11 protein-coding genes are annotated in these 12,189 nt (G+C 73.7%); 6 read left to right on the top strand and 5 right to left on the bottom strand.

Annotated features, from left to right (window positions below):
• The first annotated feature begins 95 nt into the window (after positions 1-95).
• Positions 96-1,325: a GNAT family N-acetyltransferase gene (locus BM237_RS09680; protein WP_245793516.1), complete on the top strand. Its 1,230-nt coding sequence runs from the start codon at positions 96-98 to the stop codon at positions 1,323-1,325.
• Between the two features lie 67 nt (positions 1,326-1,392).
• Here BM237_RS09680 and BM237_RS09685 read toward each other — a convergent pair whose 3' ends face one another.
• From BM237_RS09685 to BM237_RS09695, 3 genes are read right to left on the bottom strand one after another with little or no spacing between them, the layout of a single operon-like run.
• Positions 1,393-2,229, bottom strand: a complete 837-nt coding sequence (locus BM237_RS09685; protein ID WP_093849136.1) for an Fpg/Nei family DNA glycosylase — start codon at positions 2,227-2,229, stop codon at positions 1,393-1,395.
• 24 nt (positions 2,230-2,253) lie between these two features.
• Positions 2,254-2,742 (bottom strand): ribose-5-phosphate isomerase, encoded by a 489-nt coding sequence (locus tag BM237_RS09690; RefSeq protein ID WP_093849137.1) that lies wholly within the window; start codon positions 2,740-2,742, stop codon positions 2,254-2,256.
• 26 nt (positions 2,743-2,768) lie between these two features.
• The gene (locus tag BM237_RS09695; RefSeq protein WP_093849138.1) at positions 2,769-3,377 is read right to left on the bottom strand and encodes a biotin transporter BioY; all 609 of its coding nucleotides are present in this window, start codon (positions 3,375-3,377) and stop codon (positions 2,769-2,771) included.
• 302 nt (positions 3,378-3,679) lie between these two features.
• Between BM237_RS09695 and BM237_RS09700 the strand changes: the two genes are divergently transcribed.
• Positions 3,680-5,116: an amino acid permease gene (locus BM237_RS09700; protein WP_093849139.1), complete on the top strand. Its 1,437-nt coding sequence runs from the start codon at positions 3,680-3,682 to the stop codon at positions 5,114-5,116.
• 254 nt (positions 5,117-5,370) lie between these two features.
• Here BM237_RS09700 and BM237_RS09705 read toward each other — a convergent pair whose 3' ends face one another.
• The gene (locus tag BM237_RS09705; RefSeq protein ID WP_093849140.1) at positions 5,371-6,018 is read right to left on the bottom strand and encodes a mycothiol-dependent nitroreductase Rv2466c family protein; all 648 of its coding nucleotides are present in this window, start codon (positions 6,016-6,018) and stop codon (positions 5,371-5,373) included.
• Between the two features lie 250 nt (positions 6,019-6,268).
• Between BM237_RS09705 and pepN the strand changes: the two genes are divergently transcribed.
• Together pepN and BM237_RS09715 are read left to right on the top strand one after the other, a co-directional pair.
• Positions 6,269-8,881 (top strand): aminopeptidase N, encoded by a 2,613-nt coding sequence (gene pepN, locus BM237_RS09710; RefSeq protein WP_093849141.1) that lies wholly within the window; start codon positions 6,269-6,271, stop codon positions 8,879-8,881.
• Positions 8,882-8,983: 102 nt separating this feature from the next.
• Entirely contained in the window at positions 8,984-10,072 is a 1,089-nt protein-coding gene (locus BM237_RS09715; RefSeq protein WP_175540947.1) for a hypothetical protein, read from the top strand.
• 10 nt (positions 10,073-10,082) lie between these two features.
• Here the strand turns inward: BM237_RS09715 and BM237_RS09720 are convergent, their stop codons facing one another.
• The gene (locus BM237_RS09720) at positions 10,083-10,454 is read right to left on the bottom strand and encodes a helix-turn-helix transcriptional regulator (RefSeq protein ID WP_093849143.1); all 372 of its coding nucleotides are present in this window, start codon (positions 10,452-10,454) and stop codon (positions 10,083-10,085) included.
• A 117-nt stretch (positions 10,455-10,571) separates the two neighbouring features.
• Here BM237_RS09720 and BM237_RS09725 point away from each other — a divergent pair, with 117 nt between their 5' ends.
• Both BM237_RS09725 and BM237_RS09730 read left to right on the top strand, forming a co-directional pair.
• The gene (locus tag BM237_RS09725) at positions 10,572-11,123 is read left to right on the top strand and encodes a universal stress protein (RefSeq protein ID WP_175540948.1); all 552 of its coding nucleotides are present in this window, start codon (positions 10,572-10,574) and stop codon (positions 11,121-11,123) included.
• Positions 11,120-12,154, top strand: a complete 1,035-nt coding sequence (locus tag BM237_RS09730) for a TerC family protein (protein ID WP_217655817.1) — start codon at positions 11,120-11,122, stop codon at positions 12,152-12,154. The genes BM237_RS09725 and BM237_RS09730 overlap by 4 nt, the downstream gene beginning before the upstream one ends.
• Positions 12,155-12,189: the final 35 nt, after the last annotated feature.

A 12,189-nucleotide genomic window follows, 5' to 3' on the forward strand; every position in this document is an offset into this window, starting at 1 on the left:
CGTTCGGGGGTCCGTCGATTCCCGATATGGGGTGACCTGAAGCGGTGTTCGATAACCAGTCGCCCCGCTCCCGCCTCCCTGATAGGGATGAGCGCATGACGAGTACGGATATGCGGACGCTGCGCCCCAGGGAATGGGACGACTGGTACGGCAAGCTCGAACTCGCCTTCGGGGAGTCCGAGCCGCCCGAGGCCCGGGCGCTGTGGCGGGAGCTGACGGAGTTCGAACGGGCGGTCGCCGTCCGGGACGGGGAGGAGATCGTCGGTACGGCCGGCACGCTCTCCTTCCGCATGTCGGTTCCCGGTGGCGCGATCGTGCCCACCGGCGGGCTGTCGATGGTCAGTGTGGCCGCCACGCACCGGCGGCGCGGCATCCTGACCGCCATGATGCGGCGGCAGCTGGACGACGTACGGGCGGCCGGGGAGCCGCTGGCGGTGCTGACCGCCTCGGAGCCGGCGATCTACGGGCGCTTCGGGTACGGCGTCGCCGCCCGCCACCTGCGCGCGCGGATCGACACGGCCCGGGTGCGCCTGGCGGTGCCGCCGGGTGCGGACGGGGTCCGGCTGCGGAACGCCGACCCGGCCGGATCGCTGGAGGAGTGCGAGAAGCTGTACGCCCGCCTGGTGCCTTCCCGGCCCGGCATGCTGGAGCGGCGCCCGGGCTGGGAGCGGCAGGGGGTGCTGGATCCCGAGGGCTGGCGGGAGGGCGCGTCGGCGCTGCGCTGTGTGCTGGCCGAGGCGGACGGCGAGTTGCGCGGATACGCCCGCTACGCCGTCAAGCCGGAGTGGGACGCGGCCGGGCCGAAGGGCACGGTGGTGGTGCACGATCTGGAGGCGCCGGACCCGGCGGCGTACGCGGCGCTGTGGCGCTTCCTGTTCGAGATCGATCTGACCTCGACGGTGGAGGCGAAGTCCCGCCCGGTGGACGATCCGCTGCTCCACCTGGTCAGCGACATCCGGCGGTGCGAGCTCGGTCTGCGCGACCTGCTGCATCTGCGTCCGGTGGAGGTGGGCGCGGCGCTGGCGGCCCGCCGCTACGCGGCGCCGGTGGACGTGGTGCTGGAGGTGGAGGACTCCTTCTGCCCCTGGAACACGGGGCGTTGGCGGCTGACCGGCGACGCCTCGGGCGCGTCCTGCGAGCGCACCGGTGACGCGGCCGAACTGGCGCTGAGCGCGAGGGAGTTGGGCGAGGTCTATCTGGGCGGTACGTCCCTGGCCGCGCTGGCGGGCGCCGGACGGGTGCGGGAGCTGCGTCCCGGGGCGCTGGCCGGGGCCGCGACCGCGTTCTCCTGGCCCGTCGCTCCGTGGCTGCCGCACGGCTTCTGACGGCTCGGGCCCACTGGTGGGCCGGTGGACCCGGTGGCCCGGTGGGCGAGGCGGGCCCGGCGGCGGGTCAGGGCTTCTGGCAACCGGGGCACCAGAACAGGTTGCGGGCGGCGAGCGGGGCGGTGCGGATCTCCTCGCCGCAGATGTGGCAGGGCATCCCGGCCCGGCGGTAGACGTACACCTCGCCGCCGTGGTCGTCCACGCGCGGCGGGCGGCCCATGGCCTCGGGGGTGTGCTCGGGCCGTACGGTGTCGATGCGGTTGTTCCGTACGCCCTCGCGCATCAGCCCGGTCAGGTCCGCCCAGACCGACTCCCATTCGGCCCGGGTGAGGTCCCTGCCCGCCCGGTAGGGGTCGATGTTGTGCCGGAAGAGGACCTCGGCGCGGTAGACGTTGCCGACGCCCGCGACGACCTTCTGGTCCATCAGCAGCGCGGCGAACGTGGTGCGGCTGCGGGAGATCCGCGCCCAGGCCCTCCCGGGGTCGGCGTCGGGGCGCAGCGGGTCGGGGCCCAGGCGGTCGGTGACCGCGTCCTTCTCCGCCGCGGTGAGCAGTTCGCAGGTGCTGGGTCCGCGCAGGTCGGCGTAGGCCAGGGGCGCCTTCGCGGTGGCCAGGCGCAGGCGTATCTGCCCGACGGGGGCGGGGGGTGCCCCCTCGCCGAGGGCGAAGGAGCCGTACAGGCCCAGGTGGATGTGGATCCACTCGCCGTCGGCCTCGTCCGGGGTATGGGGGAAGCCGAGGAAGAGGTGCTTGCCGTGGGCGTCGGCGCCGCCCATCGTCCGGCCGTCGACGAGGGCGGCCCCGTCTTCGAAGCGGCCCTGGGGGCTGGAGGCGTGGACGGGCCGGCCGCCGAACCTCTCGTCGAGGTCGGCGGCCAGCCGGTGGATGGTGTGGCCTTCCGGCACGGGTGCGGTTCAGTCCTCGCGGGTTCAGTCCTGCTGGGGGTGGTGGGCGGGGACGGGCGGGAGGTTCCCGGTCCGCTCGTACGACGAGAGCATGTCGATACGGCGGATGTGCCGCTCGTCGCCGGAGAACGGGGTGTCGAGGAAGGCCTGCACGAAGGAGACGGCCTCCTCGGCGGTGTGCATCCGGGCGCCGACGCTGATCACGTTGGCGTCGTTGTGCTCCCGGCCCAGCCTGGCGGTCTCCACGCTCCACGCCAGCGCGGCCCGCACCCCCTTGACCTTGTTGGCGGCGATGGCCTCGCCGTTGCCCGAGCCGCCGATGACGATGCCCAGGGAGTCCTCGTCGTCGGCCGTCTGCTCCGCGGCGCGCAGGCAGAAGGGCGGGTAGTCGTCGGCCGCGTCGTAGATGTGGGGGCCGCAGTCGACGGGCTCGTGCCCGGCCTCCTTCAGCCACTGGACGAGGTGGTTCTTCAGTTCGTAGCCGGCATGGTCGGAGCCGAGGTACACGCGCATGGGACGGAAGTCTATTCAGGCCCGGGTCAGGACTTGCGCCCGACCAGCCTCCAGGCCGTGGGGAGGGCTCCCATGGCCAGGGCCGCCTTGAGCGCGTCGCCGATCAGGAAGGGCACCAGGCCGGCCGCGACGGCCTGGCCGATGGACATGCCCGTGGCCAGCGCCAGGTAGGGGACGCCGACGGCGTAGATGATCGCGGTGCCCACGGCCATGGTCCCGGCGGTGCGCAGTGCGCCGCGGTCACCGCCGCGGCGGGCCAGGGCGCCGACGGCGACGGCGGCCAGCAGCATGCCGATGATGTAGCCGAAGGAGGGCATCGCGGCGCCGGAGGCGCCCTCGGCGAACCACGGCATCCCGGCCACGCCCGCGGCGGCGTACAGCCCCATGGAGGCCAGGGCGCGGCGGGGTCCCAGGCCGGCGCCGAGCAGCAGGGCGGCGAAGGTCTGGCCGGTGACGGGGACGGGCGAGCCCGGCACGGGGACCGCGAGCTGCGCGGCCACTCCGGTGAGCGCGGCGCCGCCGAGCACCAGCGCCACGTCGCGCAGGCGGGCGCGGGCCGCGGTGGAGGCGGGCAGGACGTCGGCGAGGACGGCGCCCGGGCGGACGGTGGCTGTGGTGGTGGCAGAGGTGCTCATCACGGCTCCGGTCTCGTGAGGACTTCGGGGGACGCCCCGACGTTAACCGACGTTAGCCCCAAAGCCCCCGTGAGATTGACGACAAAGAAGGGCAGGTCCAGCTTGTGGGAGGCGGCTGGAGAGCGCCTGGAGCGGCGCGTGCCGACGGCCGGCGCACGGAGCGGCCAAGGTGTCCGCATATCGGACAGTGGGGCGGGGGACGTTGCCGCGGACCGGGTCGGGCGCCCACACTGACCGAGTGCGGAGCCGAATGTTCCGCTTCCCCCCCTCCTCCCCCCGATCCCCTGGACGGCACCTTCCCCATGTCCGGCACGCCCGATGTGAAGACCACCGCCTCCCCCCGCCGGGAGGCGGACGGCACCGAGCACTCCGCCCTCTCCCACGGCCTCAAACAGCGCCATCTGTCGATGATCGCCCTCGGCGGCGTGATCGGCGCGGGCCTCTTCGTCGGCTCCGGTGCGGGCATCGCCGCCGCGGGCCCGTCCATCGTCCTGGCCTACGCCGCCTCCGGGCTGCTGGTGATGCTGGTGATGCGGATGCTCGGCGAGATGTCCGCCGCCCACCCCGCCTCCGGTTCCTTCTCCGTGCACGCCGAGCGCGCGATCGGTCCGTGGGCCGGCTTCACCGCCGGGTGGATCTTCTGGGTGCTGCTGTGCGTGGCCGTCGCCGTGGAGGCGCTGGGCGCGGCGACGATCATGGCGGGCTGGCTCCCGGGCACCCCGCAGTGGCTGTGGGTGGCCGTCTTCATGGCGGCGTTCACCGGCAGCAACCTGCTGGCCGTGCGGAACTTCGGCGAGTACGAGTTCTGGTTCGCCGCGCTGAAGGTCGCCGCGATCGTCCTGTTCATCGTCCTGGGCCTGGTGGCCGTCTCGGGCCTGCTGCCCTCCACCCCCTCCCCCGGTCTGGGCAACCTCACCGGGCAGGGCGGCTTCCTGCCCAACGGCGCGGAGGGCCTGGTCGTCGGCCTGCTGGCCTCGGTCTTCGCCTACGGCGGGCTGGAGACGGTGACCATCGCCGCGGCCGAGTCGAAGGACCCGGTGCGGGGCGTCGCCAGGGCCGTGCGCACGGCGATGTGGCGCATCGCGGTCTTCTACGTCGGCTCGATCGCGGTGATCGTCACGCTGATCCCCTGGGACGACGAGTCGGTGCTCTCCGGTCCGTACGCCGCCGTGCTGGAGCACATCGGCGTCCCGGCCGCCGCCGAGGTCATGAACGTGGTGGTGCTGGTCGCCCTGCTGTCGGCCATGAACGCCAACATCTACGGTGCCTCGCGGATGGCGTACTCGCTGGTCGCCCGGGGCGAGGGCCCGGCCTTCCTGGGGCGGGTCGGCGGCGGGGTGCCGCGCCGGACGGTGCTGGCCTCGGCCGCCTTCGGGTTCTTCGCCGTGCTGCTGAGCTTCTGGTGGCCCGACACCGTCTTCGCCTGGCTGCTGAACATGGTCGGCGCCGCCGTGCTGGTGGTGTGGGGCTTCATCGCCGTCTCCCAGCTGATCACCCGCCGCAGGCTGGAGCGCGAGGCGCCGGAGAAGCTGGTGGTGCGCATGTGGCTGTTCCCCGTGCTGACCTGGCTGTCGCTGGCCGGGGTGTCCGCGGTGCTGCTGCTGATGCTGCGCGAGGGCGACACCCGCACCCAGCTCGCGTTCACCGCCGGGCTCACCCTGGCCCTGTCGGCGGTCGGGCTGGTGCGGCAGCGGCGGGCCGCGGCGAGGGCTGCCGCCGGGGCGGCGCGCGGGCGGTAGCCGCCGCGCCTCCGTACGCCCCGGCGCGCGCTGTTGCCCGCCCGTCCTTGTTGCACATAATGTGCAACAAGGACGGGCGCCGGAGCCCGCGTACCGCACGGCCTCCCCGCCGCGCCGGGCCCGCCGCTCCCGTACGTGCCGCCCGCCGCCCGCGCGGTCGTCTTCTCAGCCTTCGCGTGTCACGGGCGGCAGGCGGTACGGAAGGTTCCCGCCGGTGGACGAGGGCCCGGGGGGCGAGGCCGGGAACCGGCGGCTCAGTCGAACTTCGGGTCCTCCGTGCGGGTCCGCTTCAGCTCGAAGAAGCCGGGGGTGGAGGCCACCATCAGCGTGCCGTCCCACAGCCGGGCCGCCGCCTCGCCCTTGGGCGCCGGGGTGACGACCGGGCCGAAGAAGGCGGTCTGCTTCCCGTCCGCACCCGGTACGGCGATCACCGGGGTGCCGACCTCCTGGCCCACCAGACCGATGCCCTCCTCGTGCGAGGCGCGCAGCCGCTCGTCGTAGGCGTCCGTGTCGGCCGCGTCCGCCAGCTCCTCGGGAAGGCCGGCCTCCTTCAGCGCGTCCACGATCGTGGCACGCTCGTTGGGCAGGCCCCGGTTGTGGAAGCGGGTGCCCAGGGCGGTGTAGAGCGGGCCGAGCACCTCGGGGCCGTGCTTCTGCTCGGCGGCGGTCAGCACGCGCACCGGGCCCCAGCCGGCCTCGATCAGATCGACGTACTGCCGCGGCAGCTCGTCCAGCCGGTTCTCGTTGAGCACCGACAGGCTCATCACGTGCCAGCGCACCTCGACCGGGCGGACCTTCTCCACCTCCAGCATCCAGCGGGAGGTCATCCAGGCCCACGGGCAGATGGGGTCGAACCAGAAGTCGGCCGGGGTCCTGCTCGCGGTCTCGGACGTCTCGGGCATGCGGGTCTCCTCGTCGTACGGATCGTGCGGGTCTTCTCGTCGCGGACGGCGCGCCACGGACGGCGGCCGTCGCACGGACGGCCGCCGGGGTGCCTGGTGTGAACGTCCGGGGGCCGCGCGGTGATTCCCGGCCCGGGCGGCCCGCACCGCGCGCCCGTCCGACCGACCGGTCGACCGGCTGCGCACCGGCGCGCGGCCGCATGAAATCCTGGCCCTTCGTTGTCGAGACGCGAGACGAGGGAGTCACGCCGTGCCCGGTGAGAATCTGACCCGTGACGAGGCCCGGGAGCGCGCCCGGCTGCTGACCGTGGACGGGTACGACGTCGCGCTCGACCTGCGCTCCGCGGTCGGGCCCCACCCCGGGGACGGCCCGCGCACCTTCCGCTCCACCACCACCATCCGCTTCCGCTGCGCCGAGCCGGGCGCCTCGACCTTCGCCGACCTGCTGGCCCCGGCGGTCGCCTCGGTGACGCTCAACGGCCGCGAGCTGAACGTGGACGAGGTCTTCGACGGCACGCGCGTCGCGCTGGACTCCCTGGAGGCCGAGAACACCCTGACCGTGGACGCCTGGTGCGCGTACAGCCGCACCGGCGAGGGGATGCACCACTTCCTCGACCCCGAGGACGGGGAGACCTACCTCTACACCCAGTACGAACCGGCCGACGCCCGCCGGGTGTTCGCGAACTTCGAGCAGCCCGACCTCAAGGCGCCCTTCGCCTTCACCGTCACCGCCCCCGCGCGGTGGACGGTGCTGAGCAACGGCGCGCGCACCGGCGAGCCGGAGCCGGCCGGGGACGACGCGGCCGTCTGGCGCTTCGAGGCGACGGAGCCGATCTCGACGTACATCACCACCGTCGTCGCCGGCCCCTACCACCACGTCACCGACGTCTACCGGCGCGAGCTGCCCGGCGGCGGCGAGCTGGTGATCCCGCTGGGCGCGCTGTGCCGCAGGGGGCTGGCCCGCCACTTCGACGCCGACGAGATCTTCACCGTCACCAAGCAGGGCCTGGACTTCTTCCACGACCACTTCGACTACCCGTACCCGTTCGGCAAGTACGACCAGGCGTTCGTGCCCGAGTACAACCTCGGCGCGATGGAGAACCCGGGCTGTGTGACCTTCCGCGAGGAGTTCGTCTTCCGCGGCAAGGTGACCGACGCCTCCTACGAGGGGCGGGCCAACGTCATCCTGCACGAGATGGCGCACATGTGGTTCGGCGACCTGGTCACCATGGAGTGGTGGGACGACCTGTGGCTCAAGGAGTCCTTCGCCGACTTCATGGGCTCCTTCTCGATGGTCGAGGCCACCCGCTTCACCGACGGCTGGATCACCTTCGCCAACCGGCGCAAGTCCTGGGCGTACCGCGCCGACCAGCTGCCCTCCACCCATCCGATCACCGCCGACATCCGTGATCTGGAGGACGCCAAGCTCAACTTCGACGGCATCACCTACGCCAAGGGCGCCTCCGTCCTCAAGCAGCTGGTGGCGTATGTGGGGCGTGACGCCTTCCTGGAGGGCGCGCGGCGGTACTTCAAGCGCCATGAGTGGGGCAACACGCGGCTGGAGCACCTGCTGTCGGTGCTGGAGGAGACCTCCGGGCGCGACATGGGCGAGTGGGCGCGCGCCTGGCTGCAGACCGCCGGGGTCAACTCCCTCACCCCGCAGGCTACTTACGACTCCGCAGGCCGGATCACCGAGCTGGCCGTCGTCCAGGAGGCGGCCGAGGAGTATCCGGTGCTGCGCCCGCACCGGGTGGCGGTCGGCCTGTACCGGCGGCGGACCGCGGGGGGCGCGCTGGAGCGCTACGCCCGCGCGGAGGTGGACGTCACCGGTGTGCGGACGGTCGTGGAGGAGCTGGCGGGCGCCGAGCGCCCCGAGCTGATCCTCGTCAACGACGACGACCTGACGTACTGCAAGGTCCGCCTCGACGAGGCGTCCCTGGACACCCTCCGCTCCCACCTGGGCTCGGTCACCGACAACCTGGCCCGCGCACTGTGCTGGTCGGCCCTGTGGAACCTCACGCGCGACGCGCTGATGCCCGCCCGCGACTTCCTCGACCTGGTGCTGCGCTTCGGCGGCCGGGAGTCCGACATCGGCGTGGTGCAGATGCTGCACGCCTGGGCGCGCACCGCCCTGGTGCACTACGTCGCGCCCGAGTGGCGCGAGGAGGGCGCGCGGCTGCTCGCCCAGGGCGCGCTGCGGCATCTGCGGCAGGCGGAGCCGGGCGGCGACCACCAGCTCGCGTGGGCGCGGTTCTTCGCCGCCGTCGCGCACGACGAGCACGACCTCCAGGTGCTGGACAGGCTACTGGAGGGCACGGGCCGGATCGACGGGCTGGAGGTCGACCAGGAGCTGCGCTGGACCTTCCTGGAGACGCTGGCCTCCCAGGGACTGGCCGACGAGGGGCGGCTGGCGGCCGAGCTGGTCCGCGACGACACCGCCTCCGGCAAGCGCCACCAGGTGCGCTGTCTGGCCGCGCGGCCGTCGGCCGAGGTCAAGGCGCGGGCGTGGACGGACGTGGTGGACTCCGACCGCCTGTCCAACGCGCTGGTGGAGGCGACCATCTCCGGCTTCGACCAGCCGGGGCAGCGGGAGCTGCTGGCGCCGTACGCGCCGCGGTACTTCGAGGTGATCGAGCGGGTGTGGGCCGAGCGTTCCATCGAGATCGGCATGTCGGTCGTCCGTGGCCTGTTCCCCGCGCTCCAGGACGACCGGGACGTGCTGGAGCGGACGGACGCCTGGCTGGCCGCGCACGAGGGGGCCGCTCCCGCGCTGCGGCGCCTGGTGCTGGAGGCCCGCGACGACACGGCGCGGGCGCTGCGGGCGCAGCGCCGCGACGCGGCCGCCCATGCGGCGGGGAGCTGATCGGCGCTCGAACGCCCGTACTTTAGGACGGGTGTGTCCGCGTTCGTCGACGGGTGCGTAACAGAGGTTGGCGGGCGGAACGCGGGCGGGAATCGCGGGGACATGAGCCATGAGACCCCCGTGTCCCCCCGCCCCGTCCGCCGCCTGTCGCACGTACGCCGACGGGTGGTGACGGCCCGCACGCTGCGCGAGCACGGCGTGTCGGCCGCCGCCGCCGGTGAGCGCTGCCGGCCGGGCGGGCCCTGGCGGATGCCGCTGCCCGGCGTCTACCTGCTGCACCCCGGGCCGCCGACCGGCGAGGAGCGGCTGCACGCGGTGCTGCTGTACGCGGCGGGGGCGGAACGCGTGCCGGGGCAGGCCTCCTCCGGTTCGGCCGGTTCCGCCGGTTCCGCCGGTTCCGCCGGCCGCCCCGCCGGCCGGGAGACGCCGGCGGCGGTGATCACCGGGCCCGCCGCGCTCGCCCTGCACGGCTTCTCCTCCACGCCCCCGCTGTCCGCCCTGGAGCACATCGACGTGCTGGTGCCGCACACCCGGCGGCTGCGCCCGGCCGGCTGCGCCCGTGTGGTGCGCACCCGCCACCTCCCCGTACCCGAGGAGATCACCGGCCTGCCCGTGGCCCCGGTACCCCGCGCCCTGGCCGACACCGCCGCCCGGAGCGGCGACGCGGTGGCGGTGCGCCGGATGCTGACCGAGGCGGTGCGTGGCGGCCACTGCGAGGCGCGGGCCGTCGTCCGCGAGCTGGCCCGGGCCCGGCTGCTGGGCCGCCCGCATCTGGCGGACGCCGTGGACGCGCTGCTGGCCGAGAGCCGGTCAGTGGCCGAGAGCCTGCTGTACGGGCTGGTCCGCGCCCACGGCCTGCCCGAGCCCTGCTGGAACGTCGACCTCCGGCTGCCCGGCGGCCCCCACCTCGGCGGGGTGGACGCCTACTGGCCGGAGCGGGCCGTGGCCGTCGAGATCGATCTCCGCGACGGTACGGAGGCGCGGGGCGGCGAAGGCGCACGGGGCGGCGCCCGCCCCCCGGCGTACGCCCGCAAGCGCGAGCGGCTGCGGGGCCGGGGCGTCACGGTCGTCCACGTCACCGCGTCCGAACTCCGCGACCGCCCCGCGCGACAGGCCGCCGTGGTCCGCACCGCCCTGGTGACCGCGCCGGAGCGCGGGCCGGTCCCGTACGTGGAGGTCCTGCCGCGGTGAGCGCCGGCCCTCAGGCGCCGGAAGCCTCCCGCCCCTCCCCCTCCCGGGACACCGCGGCCCGGGAGGCGGGGGCGGCCGGGGGGTCCTCGCGGTGGAGGAAGGTGTCGAGCAGGTCGCCGACGGGGTGGCCCGCCTCCGAGGGGTGGCGCAGGGCGACGGTGGGGTCGACGGTGTAGCGGTTGCGCCTGCCGACCCGGGTGCGGCTGAGGTATCCGGCGGCCTCCAGGTCGGCGACGATCGCCTGGGTCGCGCGCTCGGTGATGCCGATGGACGCCGCGACGTCCCGCAGCCGGACCTCGGGGTCGCGGGCGATGTGCAGGAGCACGCGGGCGTGGTTGGTGAGGAAGGTCCACCGGTCGCCGCGGGAGGGGGAGACGGTCATGCCTCCATCGTACGATCCGCGCTTCGCATGTCCCCCAAGAAAAGGCGCCCCAGAATTAGTGAAAAACTTTTCGCGTAATTATTGACGTGGTTCCCCTTTCGGGCGACTCTTGGGCATATGACCGTTTCCGCGCAGGAAGGCGGATCCGCCGTGACCGCGCCGCACCTCCCGCCCCGACCGATCGCCGCCGTCCTCACCGACCGTCTCGACGACATCGCCGTCGCCGACGCCGCCGTGCGTCTGGCCGGGATCCACCGGGCGCCCCTGCTGCTGGTGGCCGTACTGCCCGCACACGTGGACGACCGGGCCGCCGGGCGGGCGGGCGCCGCCGTCCTGGCCAGGGTGCTGCCCCGCCTCGGACGGGCCGGCCTGGGCCACATACCCACCGCCCACCGTCTGCCGCCGCGCCGCGGCACGCGGCTGCGGACCGCCGCCGGTGTGGTCGCCCTGGCCCGCCGGAACCGCTGCGACGCGGTGGTCGCCGCCCGTACCGGCCCCGCCGGAGTCGACGCCGCCGCGCTGCGGGAGGCCGCCGCCCTCCACGGCGGCCCACCGGTGCACACGGCGGGCCCCGCGCCCTGGGCGCCCCTGCGCGGCACCGCGCCGCACTCCTCGGACCCGTCGCGTCCGTCGCGCCCGTCGACGACGGAAGGAACCCGATCCCGTTGAACGACCCGTCACTGGCCGTCCCCCTGTGGGTGTGGGCCGCCCTGACCCTGGGCATCGCCGCGATGCTCGCCGTCGACCTGCTCGCCCACCGCGACAACCATGTGATCGGCTTCCGTGAGGCGGCCGTCTGGAGTGCGGTGTGGATCGCCGCCGGCCTGGGCTTCGGCCTCGTGCTGTGGGCCTGGCAGGGCGGCGACACCGCCGGCACGTACTACGCGGGGTATCTGATCGAGAAGGCCCTCTCGATCGACAACGTCTTCGTCTTCGCCCTGGTCTTCTCGTTCTTCGCCGTCCCCGAGGCATACCAGCACAAGATCCTCTTCTGGGGCGTGATCGGCGCGCTCGCCGCCCGGCTGGTGTTCATCTTCGTCGGGGCCGAACTGCTCCAGGTCTTCTTCTGGACCGCCTACCTCTTCGGCGCGTTCCTGATCTGGACCGGCTGGAAGATGGCCTTCTCGCACGACGAGGAGGTCCACCCCGACCGCAACCCGCTGGTGCGGCTGGTGAAGAAGGTCGTCCCGACCGACTCCCGGTACCACGGCGACCGCTTCTTCATCCGGATCGACGGGCGCCGGGTGGCCACCCTGCTGTTCGTCGCGCTCGTCGCGATCGAGGCCACCGACCTGATCTTCGCCATCGACTCGGTCGCCGCCGTCCTGGCCATCACCACCGACACCTTCCTGGTGTGGACGGCCAACGCCTTCGCCGTCCTCGGCCTGCGCAGCCTGTACTTCTGCCTGTCCGGGCTGCTGCGGCGCTTCACCTACCTCCACTACGGGCTGGCGTTCCTGCTCGTCTTCGCCGGCATCAAGCTGATCCTGTCCGAGACCCCCGTCGGCAAGCTCCCCATCCCCGTCACCCTCGGGGTCATCGCCGCCACCATCGCCGTCTCGATCGGCTGGTCCCTGGCGGCCACCCGCTCCGGGGACACCGACGGAGACGGAGACGGGGAAGGTGACGGGGAAGGTGACGAGAGGAGCGGGGACGCGTCCGGCGAGACCGCCGCGCCGCGCGGCGCGGCGTCCGGCTGAAAGACCCGGAAGCCCCGGAAACACCGGGAAGGGGG

Source organism: Streptomyces mangrovi, from assembly GCF_900114215.1.
Classification (GTDB): domain Bacteria; phylum Actinomycetota; class Actinomycetes; order Streptomycetales; family Streptomycetaceae; genus Streptomyces; species Streptomyces barkulensis.

Excerpts from the sequence above, each read along its gene's own strand:
- BM237_RS09680 (WP_245793516.1), top strand. The coding sequence starts at position 96 with ATGACGAGTACGGATATGCGGACGCTGCGCCCCAGGGAATGGGACGAC.
- BM237_RS09700 (WP_093849139.1), top strand. The coding sequence starts at position 3,680 with ATGTCCGGCACGCCCGATGTGAAGACCACCGCCTCCCCCCGCCGGGAG.
- BM237_RS09725 (WP_175540948.1), top strand. The coding sequence starts at position 10,572 with ATGACCGTTTCCGCGCAGGAAGGCGGATCCGCCGTGACCGCGCCGCAC.
- BM237_RS09705 (WP_093849140.1), bottom strand. The coding sequence starts at position 6,018 with ATGCCCGAGACGTCCGAGACCGCGAGCAGGACCCCGGCCGACTTCTGG.
- BM237_RS09715 (WP_175540947.1), top strand. The coding sequence starts at position 8,984 with ATGAGCCATGAGACCCCCGTGTCCCCCCGCCCCGTCCGCCGCCTGTCG.
- BM237_RS09690 (WP_093849137.1), bottom strand. The coding sequence starts at position 2,742 with ATGCGCGTGTACCTCGGCTCCGACCATGCCGGCTACGAACTGAAGAAC.
- BM237_RS09720 (WP_093849143.1), bottom strand. The coding sequence starts at position 10,454 with ATGACCGTCTCCCCCTCCCGCGGCGACCGGTGGACCTTCCTCACCAAC.
- BM237_RS09695 (WP_093849138.1), bottom strand. The coding sequence starts at position 3,377 with ATGAGCACCTCTGCCACCACCACAGCCACCGTCCGCCCGGGCGCCGTC.